At 56.9% G+C, this 21,143-nt stretch carries 16 protein-coding genes and 1 pseudogene; 5 read left to right on the top strand and 12 right to left on the bottom strand.

The window, feature by feature from the left end:
* Positions 1-20: 20 nt before the first annotated feature.
* A complete protein-coding gene (locus tag M0D67_RS05700) occupies positions 21-674 on the top strand; it encodes an EthD domain-containing protein (RefSeq protein WP_266237745.1) in 654 nt (217 codons plus the stop codon).
* A gap of 289 nt (positions 675-963) precedes the next feature.
* Positions 964-1,194 (top strand): DUF4148 domain-containing protein, encoded by a 231-nt coding sequence (locus M0D67_RS05695; protein ID WP_266237743.1) that lies wholly within the window; start codon positions 964-966, stop codon positions 1,192-1,194.
* Positions 1,195-1,327: 133 nt separating this feature from the next.
* On the opposite strand, the gene M0D67_RS05690 is transcribed toward M0D67_RS05695, so the two are convergent.
* The 6 genes from M0D67_RS05690 to M0D67_RS05665 form a co-directional block, all read right to left on the bottom strand.
* Positions 1,328-2,671, bottom strand: coding sequence for an MFS transporter (locus tag M0D67_RS05690; RefSeq protein ID WP_266238266.1), 1,344 nt, complete (start codon positions 2,669-2,671; stop codon positions 1,328-1,330).
* Positions 2,672-2,933: 262 nt separating this feature from the next.
* The gene (locus M0D67_RS05685) at positions 2,934-4,004 is read right to left on the bottom strand and encodes a porin (RefSeq protein ID WP_266237741.1); all 1,071 of its coding nucleotides are present in this window, start codon (positions 4,002-4,004) and stop codon (positions 2,934-2,936) included.
* A 269-nt stretch (positions 4,005-4,273) separates the two neighbouring features.
* Entirely contained in the window at positions 4,274-5,209 is a 936-nt protein-coding gene (locus M0D67_RS05680) for an ABC transporter permease (protein ID WP_266237739.1), read from the bottom strand.
* Positions 5,210-5,298: 89 nt separating this feature from the next.
* Positions 5,299-7,773, bottom strand: coding sequence for an ATP-binding cassette domain-containing protein (locus M0D67_RS05675; RefSeq protein ID WP_266237737.1), 2,475 nt, complete (start codon positions 7,771-7,773; stop codon positions 5,299-5,301).
* A 137-nt stretch (positions 7,774-7,910) separates the two neighbouring features.
* Complete coding sequence (locus tag M0D67_RS05670; protein ID WP_266237735.1) at positions 7,911-9,035, bottom strand: alkene reductase; 1,125 nt, start codon at positions 9,033-9,035, stop codon at positions 7,911-7,913.
* A 133-nt stretch (positions 9,036-9,168) separates the two neighbouring features.
* On the bottom strand, positions 9,169-9,675 hold the full coding sequence (locus M0D67_RS05665; protein ID WP_266237733.1) for a nuclear transport factor 2 family protein: 507 nt from the start codon (positions 9,673-9,675) through the stop codon (positions 9,169-9,171).
* Positions 9,676-10,423: 748 nt separating this feature from the next.
* Here M0D67_RS05665 and M0D67_RS05660 point away from each other — a divergent pair.
* Complete coding sequence (locus tag M0D67_RS05660) at positions 10,424-11,371, top strand: helix-turn-helix domain-containing protein (RefSeq protein WP_266237731.1); 948 nt, start codon at positions 10,424-10,426, stop codon at positions 11,369-11,371.
* A gap of 1,039 nt (positions 11,372-12,410) precedes the next feature.
* Here the strand turns inward: M0D67_RS05660 and M0D67_RS42075 are convergent.
* Together M0D67_RS42075 and M0D67_RS42070 are read right to left on the bottom strand one after the other, a co-directional pair.
* Complete coding sequence (locus tag M0D67_RS42075) at positions 12,411-12,545, bottom strand: aldehyde dehydrogenase family protein (protein WP_367892345.1); 135 nt, start codon at positions 12,543-12,545, stop codon at positions 12,411-12,413.
* A gap of 13 nt (positions 12,546-12,558) precedes the next feature.
* Positions 12,559-12,846 (bottom strand): aldehyde dehydrogenase family protein, encoded by a 288-nt coding sequence (locus tag M0D67_RS42070; RefSeq protein WP_367892347.1) that lies wholly within the window; start codon positions 12,844-12,846, stop codon positions 12,559-12,561.
* A gap of 284 nt (positions 12,847-13,130) precedes the next feature.
* On the opposite strand from M0D67_RS42070, the gene M0D67_RS05650 reads away from it, so the two are divergent.
* Positions 13,131-14,078, top strand: coding sequence for a helix-turn-helix domain-containing protein (locus M0D67_RS05650; protein WP_266237727.1), 948 nt, complete (start codon positions 13,131-13,133; stop codon positions 14,076-14,078).
* A 63-nt stretch (positions 14,079-14,141) separates the two neighbouring features.
* On the opposite strand, the pseudogene M0D67_RS42065 reads toward M0D67_RS05650, so the two are convergent.
* The 4 genes and pseudogenes from M0D67_RS42065 to M0D67_RS05625 all read right to left on the bottom strand — a co-directional run bounded on the left by M0D67_RS42065 (position 14,142) and on the right by M0D67_RS05625 (position 19,543).
* Positions 14,142-14,899: pseudogene (locus tag M0D67_RS42065) on the bottom strand (SDR family NAD(P)-dependent oxidoreductase).
* 123 nt (positions 14,900-15,022) lie between these two features.
* Positions 15,023-16,534: an aldehyde dehydrogenase gene (locus tag M0D67_RS05635; protein ID WP_266238264.1), complete on the bottom strand. Its 1,512-nt coding sequence runs from the start codon at positions 16,532-16,534 to the stop codon at positions 15,023-15,025.
* Between the two features lie 107 nt (positions 16,535-16,641).
* Positions 16,642-18,285, bottom strand: coding sequence for a GMC family oxidoreductase (locus tag M0D67_RS05630; RefSeq protein ID WP_266237720.1), 1,644 nt, complete (start codon positions 18,283-18,285; stop codon positions 16,642-16,644).
* Between the two features lie 169 nt (positions 18,286-18,454).
* Positions 18,455-19,543 (bottom strand): substrate-binding domain-containing protein, encoded by a 1,089-nt coding sequence (locus M0D67_RS05625; RefSeq protein ID WP_266237718.1) that lies wholly within the window; start codon positions 19,541-19,543, stop codon positions 18,455-18,457.
* A gap of 394 nt (positions 19,544-19,937) precedes the next feature.
* Between M0D67_RS05625 and M0D67_RS05620 the strand changes: the two genes are divergently transcribed.
* Positions 19,938-21,119, top strand: a complete 1,182-nt coding sequence (locus M0D67_RS05620) for an MFS transporter (protein WP_266237716.1) — start codon at positions 19,938-19,940, stop codon at positions 21,117-21,119.
* The last annotated feature ends 24 nt before the right edge of the window (positions 21,120-21,143 follow it).

The raw sequence follows: 21,143 nt of genomic DNA, 5'->3' as shown, positions 1-21,143 counted from the left end.
ACCTCAACGATGGAGGCAACATGATTAAGCGCATGACACTGCTTGCAAGGAAAGACGGAACATCTGTCAGCGACTTTCGTGCATATTGGGCCGGCTGCCATGCCGAACTCGCTCTTTGCATGAATGGTATTTCCAGCTACACGCAGAACCGGGTAGACAAAATTCTCTGGCAACTCTCCGATAACGATGGCTGCTTTCAGGTTGATGGTGTAGTTGAACTGTGCTTTGAGGACGAACACGTCATGCGCGAAGCTCAGGCTTCCGTAGTCGGCAGCAGGTACATCCCAGAGGATGAGCCGAACTTCCTACGCGGATGGACCCTGTGCGTCGTTGACTGCGACGAGGAGCAGACCGGGCCTACGGGAGTCAAAGTTATCGTTCTGGTGGTCATGAAGACTACTGCGTCAAAGTCCGACTTCAAGAAGGCGCTCGTTGAGGCACACAACGGACAAAGGTCATCGGCGAAACTCACTTTCGACTGGACAAACCGCACAGCCAGCAGGGAGCGGCTGTGGTCAGAGCCGAGCCCGCCTAATGCAATCGTCTCGCTCTGGTTCGGGAACGTTGCTGATGCGCACGCAGCTTTCGAACCGGGCGGTCGCTATGAACAGACACTCCTTTCCGCCGCAGACCGCGCTGCTGCATATCTCATCAATACGCACGTAGTGAAGTAGCACGCCCTCCGGCCGTCGCTGAAGCAATGAGCTCGCGGTGGCGACGCACATTCGCGTTTCGGATGTACGTCGTGTCTCGAGTCTGGTCTCGTGCATGTCTTGCCGACCCACCACCATTTTGTCGGTCTTTCTCATGCGATGCGGGCAGACCACCCCTAGCACCGAAATTGTTCAAGGCGGGCAAACAATGAATTCACAATGTTAGGGTTTTTACTTATTTGAAACGGTCATATAGTTTCAGCACGGGCAAGCGGCCCCGCTCGCCCGGCAATTCGAAAGGACCGCCCTCATGAAGTTCCACCTTATCGCTGCGGCCATGGCGTGCGCAGCCAGTATTTCGTGCCTTGCTGCGGAACCTTCGCCCCAGTTGACTCGGGCACAAGTTGTTTCTGAACTGGAAGCACTTCACCGGGCTGGCTATTCGCCCCAGGAATGGGTGCACTATCCCGACAACATTCAGGCAGCAGAGCGACGCGTGCAGGCCGAGCACGCTAACGGACAGCTCGAAAGAAAACCCTGAGTCGCGCAGGCGCCGGGCCTTCATTACCTTCGGCGCCAGTTGCCTCCACGACCTCCAGCTTCATCCTCGTCAACAATGCAATGGCGGGTCACCGACCTTCGGTGACCCGCCTGCGGCGGCCGCGGCGCGCCGGTTACGCTTTTTGAAGATGAACCGCGCCTTGCGCACGGAGAGCGTATGCCATCACGACGCAGCTAATCGTGAGCAGAAGCGCGATGAAGTAAAAGGCGTTGCTCATACTGCCCGTGTAAGTCTTGATGAGGCCGATAAGATACGGCGTAATCATTCCGCTGGACACCCCAACGCTGCTCACCATCGCGATGCTGGCAGCAGCGCCCGACCCGCGGAAAAAGGACGACGGCACCGACCAGAAAATCGGATGCGCTGCGTACACGAGGACTGCACAAACCGTCAGCAGTGTCATCGACAGTGCGAAACTACTGTTGTGCACCGTCAGTAGTGCGAGAGCCACAGCCGCGCCCAGTGCACAGGCGATGAAGTGCCACTTACGCTCGTTGTACTTGTCGGAATGGCGGGCAATGACTATCACGCCGACGGCGCCGATTGCGTTCGGAATGGCCGAATATAGACTGATTTGGACGATATCCTGAACACCGAACTCTTTAATCATCGTTGGCATCCAGAACAGCAGCAAGAGGATGGCCGACGTGAGACAGAAGTAGACAAATGCGAACAGGTAGACGTGTGGGTTGCTCAAGGCCGCACCGAGTGAGTGGCCGGCTTTCCCGCCCTGCCCTTCACGCGACAACACATCTTGCAGCCTCGTCTTCTCGTCTGCCGAAAGCCACGACGCCTTCGCGGGGCCATCCTTAAGGAAGAACAGCGCAATCAGGCCTAGGAAAATTGCTGGAGCGCCTTCGATAGCGAACATCCATTGCCATCCGTGAACGCCGTGAACGCCGTTCATTCCCTTCATAATCCATCCGGACACCAATCCACCCAGCACTCCTGCTACGGCAACGCCGGCATAGAACACGGACAGCGGCTGTGCGCGCCGACGCGAGGGAAACCAGAACGTCAGGTAAAACACGATGCCCGGGAAGAAGCCGGCCTCGAATACGCCGAGCAGGAATCGAAGCACGTAGAACTGGGTGGTGCTCGACACGAACACCATTAGGACTGACACCGCCCCCCAAAGAAACATAATTCGCGCGAACGTTTTTCTTGCCCCGAATCGATGCAACAGAATGTTGCTAGGCACTTCAAACAGGACATAGCCGCAAAAGAAAAAGACGGCTCCCAGACTGTACATTGCGTCCGTCAACGACAGGTCGTGCTTCATCTGCAACTGCGCGAAACCGATGTTGTTTCGGTCAAGAATAGCAATCACGTAGCAGATGAACAGAAACGGAATGATTCGCAGCGCCACCTTTCTATAAAGGCGGTCATCCGCCGCAGCGACAGGGGGCTGGTCCGACGGTAACGGAACAGCGTGGACCGAACTCGGCGTTGTCATGGGTGAGCTCCACAGCGTAGTTAATTTCCATACACCGGCGAACCCGATAGACACATCGAAGCAAACGCCGCCGCAGCATCGCGGAAGCAATCGCACCTTGGCACGCTCGTCACCCGCGATTTAATAATAACGTGTGACTTCGCATATGTATAATTATCGTTTCTACCTACCGCTGTAGTGCGCGCTCCGGCGAGCCCGGTGTCAGGCCCCGCGAACCCCTGCCACTGCCGGCTCGCGGAACCGGATTGCACGATGCGGACCTTTAGAAGTAATGCATCATGCCGAAGTAGCCACCTTGCTGATTGTGGCCCGGAAGCGGCAACTGGTCGGCCGTTTCCACAGGAAACGCTGCGTTGCCACCATTGAACATGGCGCCGAACGTCGCGTACAGGAAAGTGCGCTTTGACAGGTTGTACGTCGTGCCGATGACACCCAGATTGCCACTGCCGCCACCGTGATTGACATTGCCGTGGAACCACGCTGCCTGGAAAGCGAGAGCAGCGTTCACCTGATATGTCGCCCCAAGCCATTCCTGCTGGTTCCGCGTCGCGCCCGTCGGGTTGGTCGCGTCGGTGACTGTATCCTGTCCGGATGAGACTAGTTGCTGATAGCCCGTGTAGAGTTTGAGCGCGCTGAACTGGTACGTGCCGCCAATCATGTATTCGCGCGACGCGCTATAGAGACTTGAGAACTTGCCGTTGACATCATGGATTTCTTCATAGACTCCATACGCATTGAATCCGCCAAGAGAATATGTAGCGCTTGCGCTGAATTGACGTCCACCGCGGAAGTTGCCCGCCTCATTTCCGAAACCATTCTGCAGACGAAACGAGAAGCCCGCCCATTTCGGCGAGTTATAGGTAACTGTGTTTGCCCGGGAGCCCCATGCACGGCCCTTCGCGAAGTTGGCGATACCCGTTGTCTGCTCGCCAAACGGGTCGAGGTAATAGCCTGTCTCATCGGTCAGGCTCATGACACGACCGGCCCACAAGCTTCCATAGTTCTCGTTCGAAAGACCAACGTAGGCGTATCGGTTGAAAAGAGTGCTGCTATCCGGCAATTGTCCCGTTCCTGCAGTAAACATACTCTCCAGATTGAAGACAGCATGCAGTCCTCCTCCGAGGTCTTCGTCGCCTTTCAGCCCCCACCAGCTGATTCCGTACTGGTTGCTGCCGAATCGATAATTGTTCTTCGATTGACCATCTGGCGTCGCCACATTTGTCACCACGTCCAGCCCGGAAGCAACGCGCCCGTACAAAGTCACGCTGCTTTGCGCGTACGAATTACAGACTCCAAGTACCGTCAGAACCACACCAGCAATTACCCTTTTCATTTCGCTATCCTTACTATCTAAAAAGAATCTCCAAATTGCTTCCCGACCTCTAAATGGGCCGGTGCAATCACCTCTCTAGCTCACCTTCATAAATGCACCAACGGCAGTTCGACACGAAGCGCGGACGCACAGGCGAGTCACCTGCCCGTCCGCGGCTATTTCCTGAATCCGGTGTGCCATCAAACTAAACAGCGATTCGCCTTTCGACCGTCACTGTCCACGAACACACCAAGGCGTCGCCCGCACTAGATACGGTGGCGCCCACAATGTCAGTTCTTGAGGCTGCGAAAGGTACGTAGAGCCGCAGGGAGATAACGCACAGTGGTCGCGAGCAGGATGGCGCACGCCTGTACAAGCAGTTGGACTGCAGTACCTGCTCCGAGCGCCAGCACCATCTGGCCAAGTTGTGCCATGAACAGTGCCGCGACCGCGCTAGCAATGACGCTTCCCTTGCCGCCCGTGAACGGGGTACCGCCGACAACGACCGCCGCGATGGCGGGCATCAGATAGTCGTTGCCCGAAGATTGAGACGCGCTGCCAATAAACCCGGCGAGCAGCATGCCGGCGGCAGAGAAGCACACCGCCGACGCGACGTACGCACCAATCTGATATTTCAACGCTCGCACCCCGGCGGCTTCTGCCGCACGTGGGTTGACACCCACTGCGACAAATCTACGCCCGATGGCCGTCTTTCGTGTTATGACCCACGCTGTAACCACAAAAGCGAACGCAAACAGCACGTTGGCCGGAAGGCCTACAAACTGTGCATGGGAGATGGTCTGCATGATGGTTGGAACATTGACCGGAACGTTACCCGTGAGCGAACGCACAGCACCGATGAGCAGCGCATTTACGGCCAACGTCGCAACGAGCGGTGTTATAGCGAGTCGAGAGACCAACGTGCCATTGAGCATTCCCACAACCGCGCCGACGCAGACAGTGAATATTGCAGCAAGGGCTATCGAATCAAACCCAAAGCCCGTCCTCGCCATGAGAACGCCTGCGAGCGACACCATGCCTGTCGCCGACATATCGAGTCCCCGCTGCTGGATGACGAGAGTCTGCCCCGTCGCAACAATTGCCAGGATGCCCGCGAAAGGCAGCATCGCCAGAATGGAACCGCGCGTCATGGTTCCAGGCGCTACCACGGCACTGATTACAAACAGAAGCACGAGCCCAATCCAAATCCACGAGAACTCACCCATGGCTGGAAGTGCTTTCGGCCGCGGCAGCTGTGGCGACTGATGAGGAACATGCTGAACTGCCTCAGCGCGATTTTGAGTCGATACGTTTCTCATTTTGCCACCGCCATTTCTCTGCTCTTGGAATAGAGGGCTACCGACGCCAGAATCATCCCGCCGAGAAGGTACGACTGCCACGAGTCGCCCAGGTCAAGGAACGATGTGACAACGTTCACCTGCGTGATGAGCAATGCGCCAAGCAATGCGCCAATGAACGACCCGCGGCCGCCGAACAGGCTTGCACCGCCAATCACCACCGCAGCAACACTTGCCAGCGTGTAGTTGATACCTGCACTAGGGTCACCCGAGCCAACCTGAGCCATCATTGGCACGGCGGCAACACCCGCAAGGAGCGAACAGCCCATGTAAGCGGTGAGCAGCGTCAGATGCGGACGCACGCCTGCCATACGTGCTGCTTCGGCTCGAGAACCCACACCACGAAATGCCAAGCCCAGCCTCGACCGGAATAGTCCGAACTCCAGTGCGAGCGCGAAAACGGCAGCGAGAATGGCGATGACGGGCACGAAGCCGAGCTGAGTCCCGATTCCGTCAACGATTGAATCCGCGATGAGGCCGCCTGGAATTGGACGCAGTAGCAACGAGACCGCCTGAAGTGCCATATATGTAGCAAGCGTCGCGACCATTGGATGCAACCGGAAGGGGTCTACAAGCAGCCAGTTGACGAACCCGACGCACAGAGCAACAAAGAAGACAATCACCCACCCCTCCATCTGGAGTCCGAAGGTCGCTCCGTCGTTGAGAAAGAACGACTGAATGACTACCATCAGTCCCATCAGCGGTCCTACTGAGAGGTCAATTCCTCCGACAAGCATGAGTGCCTGCTGCCCGTACGAGACGATGGCCAAGGTCGCCACGAGTGCAAGCATCCCGCTCAGGTTCCGTGTCGAAAGATAAGTTTCGTTGACATGCGTCGCATAGACACCAAGGACGCATATCACGAGTGCGAGCATGACCAATGGCGCCCAGTCGCCCGCGGCCCATTTCCAGAACGAACCGATACTTGCCGAGCCTCGTTCACGTTCGGTAGTTGCCGTGAGCACTGCGGAAGTGATGTTGCTTTCGCTTACACCACCGTCGCGCAGCTCCTTAACTATGTGCCCACGCGAGAAAATCAGCACGCGGTCGCACAAGCCTGCAACTTCGAGTGCGTCAGACGATACGACGATGACTGCAGTACCATCTGCAGCCGCTTGTCGAAGCACCTTGTAAATTTCCATGCGGGCGCCGATATCGACGCCCTGCGTTGGCTCGTCGACGAGCAGGACCTTGGGCTTGCTTGCGAGAACGCTCGAGAGCACGAGCTTTTGCTGGTTGCCGCCAGACAGTGACCGGATTGGCGTCTCAATGGTTGGCGTCTTGACGGAAAAGCTGGACACAGCCTCCCTCGCGCGGCGCCCCTCGCTCTTTGGACGGACAAGTCCACGCATAGTGTCGAACGACAGACTACGCAGCGAGAAGTTCTCACGAACAGACAAGTCGCCGAAGATGCCTTCGCGATGACGGTCGCCCGGCAGATATCGAATATCGCTGCGTGTTGCGGCCTGTGACTGCGTCACGGAAGCGCTCTTTCCGTTAACAGTTACACTTCCGCGGCTTTTGTTCAGGCCAGCCAGTGCGCGCATGAATTCACGCTGACCGTTCCCATCGATTCCAGCTAGCCCAACGATTTCACCTTTCTTGACCTGCAAAGAGACATCGGAGAAGCCTGTGCCGCGCAATCCAACAACGTCCAGCACGATTTCAGCGCGTCCGCCGTTCGCCTTTGGAGGAAACTCGCGGTCGAGAGCACCGCCGACGATGAGCTCGACAATCTGTTGCTCGCTCAGATTGGACGCATCATAGGTGCCCTGCCCTTGACCGTCGCGAAGAACGGTGAGACGGTCTGCAATCTGTTGGACCTCACGTATCCGATGTGAAATGTAGACGACCGCACAACCGCCTGCCGTTACCTTCCGGATTCGCTCGAAAAGACGCTCGACGTCCTCGGCCAGCAGGTGTTCCGTCGGCTCGTCGAGCACCAGTACCTTCGGCTTGGTGGCGAGCGCCTTGACAATCTCGACAATGAATCTCTGCTCCGGATTCAAGCTAACCACTCGCTCCGAAGCATCGATTTCAACGTCGTCGCTCCATTGCAAGAGTAGTCGTTGGGCCCACGCTGTCGTCCGCATCAGGGACGGACGCTGAGCTTCCGACACGCCGAGATATAGATTCTCGGCGACCGTCAAATCGGGCATCAAGGCGGGTTCTTGCCGCACGATGGCAAGTCCGAGCGCACGGGCCCTCTCGGTATCACCTTTGGTCTCGACGCCGTTGATTACAACCCGCCCTTGCTCTGGGAGCAGCGCACCCGAGGCGACTGCCATCAGGGTCGATTTCCCTGCGCCGTTTTCGCCGACCAGGCCATGCACTTCGCCAGCGGCAACTTCAAACGTAACGTCGTCCAGTGCTTTGACGCTTGGGAAGACCTTCGTTACATGGTCAACCTGCAGTGCTATCTTCATTTCCATTTTCGTCTCCTGCCCCTTCCTGATTTACCCGCGATGTGGCTGAACGTGCTCCACGCCTCACCCTTACGGTCACACAAATGCCCATCTCTCAGGTTCTCGACCCATCAACCGCGGAACCCTTGTTATTAAAATGGTGCTCAGTCCAAGTCAGACGACGTCGACTCGAGTTGCTCGGAATACGCCGGATAGTCGGCATAGCCCTTTTCCCCGCCGGTATAGAGGGTTGGCATGTCAATCGGGCTGAGCGGCCATCCATTGCGGAAACGCTCGACGAGGTCGGGGTTCGACACAAAGGGGCGCCCGTAGCCTGCAAGGTCTGTGAGTCCGAGTTCGACAAGTTCCTCGCCTGCGTCCTGGTCGAGTGCACCTGTAAGAATCAGCGTGCCGTCGTAGGCATCGCGGAACTTGCCGAGAAACTCCCTGGCGATGCCGGCGCCAGTAAATGCCGTCTGGTCACTGAGATGCACGTAGGCGAGGTTTCGCTTGCTCAACTCGTTTGCCAACGTCAGCCACGTGTTCTCTTCATCATCGAACGGCTGCATGTCATAGAGTCGGCCGAACGGCGATAACCGGATGCCGACCCGCGAGTTACCGATTTCAGTTGCGAGAGCATCAACCGTCTCGAGCGTGAACCGAAGCCGGCTCATGGTGCTCCCGCCGTACTGGTCGGTGCGTGTATTGAGCGCGCCATTCGCGAACTGGTCGAAGATATAACCGTTTGCGCCGTGAATCTCGACACCGTCGAAGCCGGCTCTCATGGCTTGAACACCTGCTGTGACGAAGTCCGAGGTAATCCGGGCAATCTCGCTGGTTTCAAGCGCGCGCGGCTCACTCGCCTGAATCGGACCTGGCTCTCCGTTCTCGCCGTATGCATAGCAGTTACTGTTTTGCGCGACGACCGCGACCGATGAGACCGGTCGTGCGCCGCCCTTCTGCAAACTGACATGCGACATGCGGCCAACGTGCCAAAGCTGGACGAACATCTTCCCGCCCTCCTCATGCACGGCTTTCGTGACTTGCTTCCAGCCGTCAACCTGCTCGGGCGTGTAGATGCCAGGCGTATAGAGATAGCCCGTGCCTTCCGCCGAAATCTGCGCGCCTTCGCTGAGAATCAATCCGGCTCCAGCGCGTTGACGGTAGTACAGAACCGTCTGCGTATCCGGCACCGTGCTTCTCGCGCGGCATCGCGTCATCGGCGCCATGACAACGCGGTTTGCCAACCGGATACCACCCATGTCGTAACTATTCAGTAGCGGGCTCATTACATTTACCTCGTTTCCGTCGATTGAAAGGCCGATTCCACCATCAGGCACTTTTTAATTCGCATTCCTATTTTTAGGATACGGCTAACGTCGTTACGCGGGGTGTTCAGTCAGAGATTCTTATAGATGCAGTTCACCAACTTTCTTTGACGAACGGGCTTTTCACCCAACCCTCGGTCCACGGCGAAGATTGTTGAACGACGCCCGTTACTTCTTCGAAGTACCACTTGCCGTCCACCTTCACGAGTTTGTCCTTGTACTTCCCGGCGATGAAGACGGCTTCGCCCTGCGGTGACTGCTCGTTCGGCGCCATTGACACGAAGCAAACCAGATAGAAAGTTGCTGTTGCATGGTGACCATCGTCATCGACATCAATAGCCGGCGAAACGATATTGTGCAACGCCCAAGTGATATTGGCCGAGAGGTTACGGCAGTGCTGCTTGATTGCTTCCCTTCCCTTTGCTTCGCCGCCGACCCCTTTGATAACCCAAAGGCCATCCTCGACGAACAGTGAAGAAACGCCTTCTGGGTCGTATCCGTTGTCCAGATGCTCCGCGTATTGAGCCTTCAGGTACTTGATGGCTTCGATGCTTTCAAGATGTGAAAGACGTTGCTCGGTGCTGAATTTGGAACCTTCCATGACTACCCCCATTGAATGGAAAAACTTCGTAGAACCATGCATTCAAACTTGACTCTACGATGCACGCAGAACGAAAATCTGCATCCCTTCAGAACGTCTCTAGAGACGGTTTTTGGGTGCTGAGAATATGCCGAATCGGCTGCTTCCGTTACGCTAGACCGCGGCGTGAATAGCGGGCTTACACACGAGCTATTTGATTTCTCGACAGCAGCAACGCCTCATTCGGTACTGGATTCACAGGCCGCGCAGGCCGCCGTCGCGCGCCATGCGGCGCAATGAGAAAAAAACAGGCCGACGCGGGTTCAAAAGCCTGCGGTGACGCGCCACGCATGACTCGACTGGGTGGTTTCAACATCGCCTCCTTAACTAGGTGAGCCGATAACCTGCAATCACAGACTTCTTGGCCTCTTTGCGATGAATATAGAAGACCTGCCGTCGCCGTTCGCGACTTAACACGACAGATTGAATAGTCCCCGCGCGCCACCTCGAACGGCACATGGGCATGTCCAGCGACGCTGGACCAGTAGCCCGCCTCGGCGGCCTTCTCGAACCCCGTGGAACAACAATCGCCCTCTTCCGTCCCCTTGCCCCAGCTGGTGACGAGTCAGTCATACGACCGCGGACGCCCTGGTCTGGGCTCCTCCGGGTTTGTTCCCATAGAAAAAACATTTTCTCAATCTAGATTTAACAGACGAACGTTTTTTGCGTGCGGTTGCTATCGCGAATAACTGTTTTGTTTAGTTAAACCATGATTGAACGGTTCGACACCTCGGCTGTGCTCGCTCGCGAGCGACTCGCCTGCTATTACGACGTCATCTGCCGGCTCTACTGCCACGTGGACCTCCCCGCATTTTCTGGTTCAGGGGACCGATTCAGTGCGCAAGTAACGCAGAAACCAATCGCGTACTTGGAATTCGGCTACATTAAGGCTCCTGGATTGCAGTATGTGCGGACCAGCGCCGACCTCAGTCGTACGCCGTGCGACGATTTTTTGGTAAGTCTTCTGCTGGAAGGAACGGCAAACCTCGAGCAAAGCGGCCGCCATACGACACAAAATGTCGGCGATATCATTCTCTACGACACGGCACGTTCATTCACGTATCGATTTTCATCCGATTATCGAATAGCGTTACTGAAGATACCCCGTAAGCAACTACTGTGTAGGTTGTCGGACGCTGAACGTCTCACCGCCATTGCGCTTGAGGGGCAGTCGGCAATGGGGACACTCGCAGGGTCCGTGATTCGGGGCGCGGCAAACGTCGACGCAGAACTGGAGCCTTGCGCCGCCGCCAAGTTGGCCGCGTCGGTCATTGATATCATCGCAGCCGCGGTTGAAACCGAGTTTCGAGGTGTCATGGGTATGTCCGAGAGGCATAACAATATTCTTCAGCGCGCCAAAGACTATATTCAAGCTAATCTCGGGGACTCCGACCTTGACGTCGAACAGGTGTCGAACGCAATCGGCGTATCCCAGCGTACTTTGAATAGACTTTTTGCCTCCGACGGGACGACCGCGACGCGCTGGCTGTGGCAGAAGCGCCTTGAGGCGAGCCACGCCTTGCTGACCGACGGGCGCGCGCAGCACATCGCGGACGTGGCAGTTGGCTGCGGATTCAGTGATTTTTCGCATTTCAGCAGGGCCTTTAAGCGAACGTACGGCACCGCTCCGAATACGCTCATCAAACGAAGGGCCTGACATCTCCGTGCCAAAAAATGTGCAACGCGGAAGCGTTCCGCTGACGTGGCTCTGTTCCCTGAATCGCTCCACTTGGCTTCCACCGCCGAAGCATTGCGTCGGCGGTGTTACGCGTTACGTGACTTTCCCTTGATGCTTTCTTGATGGACGCCGCATTCACGCCGCACGCAGTAACGTACTCATTGCGGGCTGTTTTTGGACTGGCGGGAATACCCACCAGCTTCCGTCATCGTGCCGAAAGAAGAACAGCGCAACTGTACCTGATGCTCGCGATGCCTCGACGCGTACGTAGCAAAAGTGACTAGGCCCGGTGTGTCGGAATTCGGTGACTCGAACCTCCCCCGGGAAATTCGGCGCAAGCCATTTGTCGACCATGGACCGGAGAGTTTCTCCCGCGTTAGTCATGTCAGTCTCCGCTATTTCCGTTGATGCGCAGCTCTGCTGTAGCAGCGAGGCAAATCGGAGCACGGGAGATGGTTTTGCTACAACAAACACAAGTTTGTTACCGTGGCGACCCGCAGGAGGCGTTCGTGATACGTGCGGTTTGAATCCGCCGGACGCCGGGGCAGCCTCCGTCTATTTCACGGACCGGCATCGATGCCTTCATGAGACGAATTCTAGTCAGGGGCACCAGCGGGTGCTTTGCTCGAAAGGACAATTTGGCTTGACTGCACGCGACAGGAACCGCTTGTTCAATCGCACGGCGAGTCAAGAGCTGACTTGCTAAATTACCGACTGGGTTGGGACGCACCATCGTCTAGTGGAGCGACTCAGGATAACGAAGTTATTAGCCGAGGAACACGTCCACTGACTTCAGTTCCGCGTAGTTCTCGATGTCCGACACCTCCATCTCTCGCCCCTGCCAGACTGCTTATTAGCCGTCGAACGATACTGTCGCATCAGTCCGGCGATGGTTGCTCACCCGGACCACTCATGCCCAAATGCGAGCAGCAAGTTTGCGAGTCATGCTTACATTCTTGTTCAAAAAGGGCTTGCAGCCAGTCCATAGTTCGCGTTGTCCGCCTCGCGGACGCATTCATCAAGGTTGGTCGAGTTCACGTGTAACGATGTGGGTATACAGGCGGGAGCCGGCCGTGCAGGCCTGTCCACTGTTGAGCATAACCGCCTCCGCGACGCCAGGATTCTTGCGGTCAAGGTCCGCGTCCAGGAACACGAATGCGGCCTCTTCACCCCCGAGTCCCCGGGTCACGCTTCAGATTGCCAACGGCGGCACGTGCAATCGCATTGGCTGTAACGGTACTGCCCGTGAAGGCAACTTGGTCCACGCCCGGCTGCTCGACAAGCGCGGCGCCGGCCGCACCGTCGCCCGTTACAACGTTGAGCACGCCGGAAGGCGGGCCTGCCCGCTGGCATAGTTCGGCGAGACGCAGAGCCGTCAACGGCGTGTATTCCGTTAGCCTAACTACGATGGTACATCCGGAGGCCAGGACAGACGCCAGTTTCCATCCTGCCATTAACAACGGCACGTTCTCGGGATGATTTGGCCACGACACCAATCGGCTCCCGCACTGTCCAGGCATGCCATTCGCCGGGTATGAACGGAGCAGCGGCTGATTGGAGTAGTGCCTCCCATCACCGATAGTGAAAAAAGAAGGCAGCTTTGTAAGTGCACGTTTAAATTGCGAACCGTCCGGGTTTGCTCGCATAGCAAATTCAACCTTTTCAATTTACTTTGTACATATGCAAGTTTCGTCGAGCGACCCGCGATTACGAACAAACCTCTTGGTAACGCTAAGCTATGATTGAACAGTTCGATACCTCTGCTGTAAACGCCCGCGAGCGACTCGCGTACTACCACGACGTAATCTGTCGCCTCTACTGTCACGTCGACCTGCCTGCTTTCTCTGATTCGGGCGACCATTTCCGCGCACGCGTAACGCAAAAGCCAATCGCCTCACTGGGAGTCGGCGATATAGCGGCGCCAGGACTGCAATACATGCGCACCAGCATCGACCTCAGCAGAACGCCAAGCGACGAGTTCCTGGCGAGCCTCCTCGTCGAAGGCAGCGCTTCACTTGAGCAAAGTGGCCGTCAGACCACCCAGAAGGTCGGAGATATAGTTCTCTACGACACTGCGCGAGCGTTCAAGTACAGCTTCTCTTCTGACTATCGAATAGTTTTGTTGAAGATTCCTCGCAAACAAATGCTGTGCCGATTGTCCGACGCTGAACGCCTAACCGCAATAGCGCTCGACGGGAAATCCGCGATGGGAGCGCTGGCTGGAGCAGTCATCCAGGGAGCAGCGAACGTGGACGCGGACTTGGAACCATGTGCCGCGTCCAAGCTCGCAGCATCCGTCATCGATATCTTCGCAGCGTCCGTCGAGACCGAGTTTCGTGGCGTCAAGGGTATGCCCGAAAGACACGGAGATATACTTGAACGGGCCAAGAAATATATTCAGGCGAACCTTGGCGATTCAGAGCTTGACGTAGAGAAAGTGTCGAACGCAATAGGCGTGTCGCGCCGCACATTGAACAGAATCTTCGCTGCTCATGGAACAACAGCTGCGCGATGGCTGTGGCAAAAGCGACTCGAAGCGAGTCATACGTCGCTCACCGAGGGGCGGGCCCAGCACATCGCTGACGTTGCTGTGGCGTGCGGTTTCAGCGACTTCTCACATTTCAGCCGCGCGTTCAAGAAGACGTACGGTATTGCGCCCAACACTCTGGTCAAGCGTCGGACTTGATTAAGCCTTTTTTTCTATAAGAGATTGCCACGTGCGTACGCGCATGGAAACCAGCCCTACCCTTCAGGCCCTGTCGTAGCCACCGCCAAGCATCAACGTGGTGCCGGTGCAGCCGTTCGAAAGGTCGGACAGGAAGAGCGCAACCGCGTTGGCGACTTCGTCAGGTCGAATCAATCGTCCGATAGGCACTTGTGACATCCACAAGGCCACCATATCGGGCAAATCTTTGGCTATACGCTCAATCATCGGTGTCTGCGTACGGCCTGGTCCGACCGCGTTCACACGGATGCCGTCGCGTGCCCATTCAACTCCAAGCAACGCGGCGAGATGCTCGACCGCCGCCTTCGTCGCGCCATAGGCGGCGCATTTTTTGGGCTGAACTACTGAACGCCCGGCAATTGCAGAAATCAGAACAACGCTACCATCCGGCCGCGCATGTGCTTCGCAAAAGACTGTACGGTGAAGAATGCACCGTACAGATTCACGGCCATCGTTTTGCGCCATGTCTCTTCGTTATAGTCGAACGCCTCCGACATAACAGCAATTCCGGCATTGGCAACGATGCTATCGACGCTACCGTAACGACTGACCACGTGGCTGGCCGCCTGCGTCAGCGATTCAACATTGACTACACCGATTGGCATGAAATGCACCATTCCACGCCCGTTGTCAACTTCGGCGGCGAGCACCTCGCCGTTGCTTGATTCGACATCCGCAAGAATCACGTTCCTACCAGCATTCGCAAGACGCTGCACAGTAGCGAGTCCGATACCCCCGGCTCCGTCAGTAACAACTGTGGTCTTATCGCTCAGCCCTTCCATTTTCTGCGTCTCTTTTTTTTATCGATTCACGCATCGGGCACTACGGCGTCCCCCACTGCTCGACAATCATCAAGGACACTGCGAATGTCGAGCAGTACAAGGGAAACCGATGCGCCTGGACTCCTACCCGAGATAGACGCCCACCGACTTGAGTTCCGTGTAGGACTCGACTCCAGAGAGGCCCATTTCCCGACCCCAACCTGATTGCTTGTAGCCGCCGAACGGAAGGGCTGCGTCGGTCTGATTGTGATTGTTGACCCAGACGACGCCGGCACGAATCCTCGCGGCAAGCTTATGTGCCATGCTCAGGTCTCGCGTCCAGACACTAGCAGCGAGGCCATATGTCGTGTTGTTCGCTTCCCGCACGAGCGCGTCGAGATTGTCGCTGCTCATCTTCATTGCCGAGATGACCGGGCCGAAGATTTCCTGCTGGTACACGCTCATACCCGGCATGACGTCAGTCAGGACAGTCGGGCGAAGGAAGAATCCGCCACCCTCAGGCTGACCGCCGCCGGAGAAGACTTTCGCACCCTCTTCAATGCCCGCCTGCAGAATCTTGGTCACCCGAGACAGCTGACGTTGCGAAATCAGCGGCCCCAGATTCGTTTCCGGGTCGAGCCCATGCCCGAGCTTGAGCGAATTCGCGTATTCGGCGACACCTCCCACGACCTTTTCGTAAATGTCTTCGTGAATGTAGAGCCGCGAGCCAGCGGTGCAGGCTTGTCCACTGTTGAGCAGCACTGCTTCGGCAACACCGGGGATAGCGCGGTCGAGGTCCGCATCGGGGAATACGAACACCGGGCTCTTGCCACCCAGCTCAAGAGTCACACGCTTCAGATTTCCAGCGGCGGCACGTACGATGGCTTTACCTGTGTCGGTACTGCCAGTAAAAGCCACCTTGTCCACGTCCGGGTGCTCGACGAGCGCGGCGCCAGCCGCGCCGTCACCCGTCACGACGTTGAGCACGCCCGGCGGCAAACCCGCCTGCTGGCACAACTCGGCTATGCGCAGTGCCGTCAGAGGCGTATCTTCGGCGGGCTTGAGCACAATGGTGCAGCCCGCCGCCAATGCCGGCGCCAGCTTCCAGGCTGCCATCAGCAAAGGGACGTTCCAGGGGATGATTTGCCCGACGACCCCAATCGGTTCACGCACGGTGTACGCATGCCACTCCCCCGGCATGTTCACGGGAACAGTGCTTCCGCCGATTTTCGTCGCCCAGCCCGAGTAATAGCGGAAGTGTTCCGCACCGAGGCGCACGTAGAAATTCTTGACGACATTGTACGGAGAGCCTTCGTCCAGCACTTCCAGCTGCGCCAGTTCTTCAGCGTGTTCGTCGATGAGAGCGCCGATATTCCAGAGAATCTTCGCGCGCTCACTGGTCGACATGGTGCGCCAGGGTCCATGCTCAAATGCTTCACGTGCCGCCTTCACCGCCTGGTCGACGTCTTTGACGTCGCCATTTGCCATCGTCGAAATCGTTGCGCCGGTTGCTGGGTCCGAGACATCACGAGTGCCACCCGACGACGCCGTGACCCATTCACCACCGATGAACAGCCGATGCTTCCTGGCCAAGAACCGCTTCGTGGTCTCGGAAATTCGAGCGGAGGTATCGAAAACTGAGATTGAAGATGTCATCACTCTTCCCTTTGATGATTGGATGAAACGCGCCCTAGTTAATCGAGGCAACTCCTTCGAAATTCTTTTCAATGCTTTGGTCGAAGGGGTTGCCTGAGCCTGAAGCGTTAGATACCGAGATGTTCGGCCTGCCGGTCAAACTTGGTGCCAGCGCCGGCACTGTTAGCGGTGGCATCGAATAGAATCATGTCCGCGGCTTTTTCCGCAATCATGATGGTCGGAGCGTTCGTGTTGCCGCTCGTGAGCGTCGGCATAACGGACGCGTCGACGACGCGCAGGCCACGCAAGCCCCGCACGCGCAGTCGTGCATCGACTACTGCATCTTCATCTGAACCCATCTTGCACGTTCCGACCGGGTGATAGACGCTTTCGCTCTTGTTTTTGAGGTATTCGCCAAGGTCCTTGTCGGACGTAATTTCCTTGCCCGGGCCAAATTCTTCACCGCGGTACGGGTCGAACGCCTTCTGGCGAATCAGTTCACGCGAGATGCGCAAACCGTCGCGCATTACACGGATGTCGTCAGGGACGGAGAAGAAATTCGGGTCGATGACGGGAAGTGCGAGCGGGTCGCTCGAACGGGCCATCACAGTACCGCGGCTCTGCGGCCGCGAGATGTTGAAGTAAGGCATCACACCTTCTTCGTGGAAAATCTTGCGGCCGTGGTCCTCATACATAACCATGTTGAGGTGGAACTGGATATCGGGTGCGACAACGTCTGGCCGCGTCTTAACGAACGCGAGTGCTTCGACACCATGGTAAGACGCAGGTCCGGTCTTCGTCGCCATGTACTTGGCAACCGCAGAGGCCGAATTGAGGATATTCAGATGCTTCAGCAGCGAAAGCGGCTGCGTAATTCGCTGCTTGAGGCCACATCCCACATGGTCCTGCAGATTTGTGCCGACACCTGGGAGCGCGTGGACTACCGGCACGCCGATGGACCGCAGATGCTCGGGGTCACCGACTCCAGAAATCTGGAGCAGATGCGGCGAATTGAAAGCGCCGCCCGACAGGATAACTTCCTGCGATGCATAGACTTTCTTCGACTTCTTCCCGACCAGATACTCGACGCCAACAGCCCGGTCACCGTCGAAGAGAATGCGCGACGCGACTGCATCCGTGATGACGTTAAGGTTCTTGCGGTCACGGATAGGCGTGATGAAGCAACGCGACACACTTGAGCGCACACCATCTGCGAGCGTGCTGTCGCAGGGGCCAAATCCTTCCTGACTGCCGCCGTTCAAGTCGTCGTTGTACTTGTAACCTGCCTGCTTTCCTGCTTCGATGAAAGCAATAGCAATCGGATTGTGGATGCCGAAGCGGCTCGTCTTCAGCGGACCGCTTCCGCCGTGCACTTCTGTTTCACCGTCCGCCCATGACTCCGACTTCTTGAAATACGGAAGGATGTCGTCGTAACCCCAACCTTCGTTGCCGAGGTCGCGCCAACGGTCGTAGTCCGTATGGTCACCGCGCGTGTAAATCATGCCGTTGACGGTGGTGCAACCACCAACGCTTCGGGCGCGAGGGATGAACATCTCGCGATTGTTCATGTGCTTTTGCGGCACCGTATGGTAGCCCCAGTCCAACTGGCCGGTCTGCATCAGCCGGAAGTAGCCTGCGGGCATATGGATGAAGGGGCTCTTGTCCCAGCCGCCAGCTTCGAGTAGGGTCACATTCACGCTGGGGTCGGCAGTCAGTCGGTTTGCCAAAACAGCGCCGGCGGAGCCCGCTCCGATGATGATGTAGTCAGTCATTTCATGCCTCCATTTTTCAACTTCCCCTGCGTCACATGCAGGGCGATTTGTGCCTTGCAACTTCGCGTGCGGTCTGTTGTAGAACCGACCCGACCGGGGTCGACAGCGGCGACGGTCCTACCAGCGCATGGACGCCAGTTAACGCGTCTCTGTCGTCGAACCACGAGGTTTACTGCTGGAAGACGGCCTTGAGTTTTTCGGCCGAAAGGGCCGACGAGAAGTCAGCATCCGGCGGCGCCGAAGGGTCGCACTTCGGGTCGACACCCTTTGCGCTGTCCGCATAGGGATAGGGAAATGCCATCGTCGGTTCGCTGTTCTTGGTCCCTTGATAGTCGGCAACAGCGCGACGACCAGCAAACCGGATAACTGACGTGGTTCCATCAAGCGAGAAGTATCCAAAGCCTTTGCCGGACTTCTTCATCGCGATGTATTTGCAATTGAGCTCGTTGTTGCTCGCGTTCGTTGCGATTGCCGGAATCGCGAGGTTTGCCTGTTCGAACGCCTTCACGGTGGAAAGCGCCGTGACACCGTAGTCCGTAGCCACGCCATCGATGTGCTGATACTTTGCAATGAGACCTGCAACCGCCTTTTGCGCGTCAACAGGGTTCCAGTTGGTCACAACGAAATTGTTCTCGAGCAGTTTCAGGTCCGGATACTTGGCAAGCCCCGTCTTGAATCCGTCCATGAAAATCTGCGAAGACATTGCGCCGGGCGCGCCGCCGAGGAAGACCACATTCCCCTTTTTGAGGTTTTGACCATACCAGTCCGCCCAAACGACACCCATACGGTAGACGTCTTCGGTCACGTTCGCCGCATAATCCTTACCGGGTGTGCCGGGAATCTTCGCGAGATAAGGAACGACGGTCACGCCGGCCTTCGTCGCAGCGCGCATCGCAGGAATCTGCGCTGCGCCAAAATCCGGAAACACCACGAGTACGTTCACGCCTTGCGCGACCATGCTGTTGATGTCGGAATTTGCCTTCTGCTGGTCGCCGTTCGCGTTCGTGTACATGAACTTCTTGAGATTCTTACAACGACTCACTTCATCCTTCAGTTCGGCGGCTGCCGTCTTGCGCCACGTTTCGCCACCGTAGCCGTCGGAGAGACCGACGACCATTGGTTTCGTACCGCACATCGGGCTTATGTCGCCCTGGTTTGTCACCAAGGCTGATTCGGCGGACATTGCCGGCCCGGATGCGGAGGCCGCCAAAAGGCCGACGGCGAGAGCGCGCATGGAATACAGACAGAGATTGTTCATCGTCTCCTCATCATTTATAGAGTCGTAAATCATTGGATGGAGCCGTCTTCATCAGACTTGCAGCCAATATATGAGAGGGGACGAAGGCCTTCGCGACTCAACACGACATAATCGATGGCCTGTGTGCGCCAAAAATATGCCTATTGGAAAGATGGAGTGAAACAAGGCCTTGCCGATGCGTCACTTTTTGTTGGAGGCAACCATAACGAACCAAACACATGCGGCGCTCAATTTTATAAATTTGATTTACGCACATTTGTTCGCGTATGTATAATTTAATAACACAACGAGGCAGGCATCCGGATGAATGCCTGGTCTGACGAACTGCAGCGCAAAGCGCATCGGACCCGTCAGAAGTCCCTTTCTTCCGAACGAACGCGCTGGATGTGTGAGCATGGAAAACAGGCTGTCACCGAGAGTTCTATGGCTTCTGAGCACATGTTGCTTTGCAAGCATGGCGTCAATGAGAGTCTGCGATTCCCTCCTCCCGTCGCTGGAGGCTGAATTCAGCGTGACCACGGGAAGTGCCGCTCAGGCGATTTCTGCGTTTGCACTCGCGTATGGCGTCATGCAGCTGTTCTTCGGTCCCTTGGGCGACCGATTCGGCAAAATTCGTGTCATTGCGCTTGCCACCCTGGCGTGCACTGTCGGAAATATCGGTGCTTCCATATCGGTTCAGTTGAACCAGATGGTCATCGCTCGCGTGCTTTCCGGCGCCGCCGCTGCAGGAATCGTCCCGTTGACGATGGCATGGATTGGTGACATGGTGCCGTACGACCGACGTCAGGAAATCCTGGCGCGGCTCCTTGGCGCAACGGTGTTCGGAATGATTGCAGGTCAGTGGTTGGGGGCATTGGTCGCCGACACGTTCAACTGGCGCATCTCCTTCGCATCGCTGGCTGTAGTTTCCCTGTTCGCCGGACTCCTCGTCATGCGCGAGGGTGGCGCGCCGCGCCCCAACAACGTTGCACCCGGGAAAGGCTTCGGTCATCGGGCATTTGAAGTTCTCTCGATTCCGTGGGCTCGAACTGTTCTCATCGTGACGTTCATTGAAGGCGCGCTCGCGTTCAGCGCTCTCTCATTCATTCCGACCTATCTGCACACGGCCTTCAACATTCCGATGTCGAAGGCCGGCGGCATCGTGGCGCTATACGGCGTTGGCGGCCTCCTCTATAGCCGCTGCGCACTCGTTCTCCTCCAGCGACTTGGGGAATCCAATCTCGCTAGACTGGGTGGCGCATTCCTCGCGATATCCTATGGCGGACTCGCATTGCTGAACGGCTGGTCCTTTGCCCTACCCGCCTGCCTCCTGGCTGGTTTCGGTTTTTATGCCCTGCACAACACGCTCCAAACTCACGCTACGCAGATGGCACCAAGTGCGCGTGGCACAGCGGTGTCGCTCTTCTCATGCTTTCTTTTCTTTGGGCAGTCGCTCGGTGTTCTCTGCGCAGCATGGTTCATCGACCGGCTTTCTGCACAGCCTGTTTTCCTGTTTTCGGCGACAGGTCTCCTCCTGCTTGCATTTACGTTTTCGGTGCTGGTATCAAGACAGAGTTCCCGGCTGGTCAGAACTTGACGACTATAAAAGCGAGCGGTGGTA

This window comes from Paraburkholderia sp. SECH4 (assembly GCF_030511745.1).
In the GTDB taxonomy this organism is placed as follows: domain Bacteria; phylum Pseudomonadota; class Gammaproteobacteria; order Burkholderiales; family Burkholderiaceae; genus Paraburkholderia; species Paraburkholderia madseniana.
This window is presented reverse-complemented; position numbering and strand designations above follow the sequence as displayed.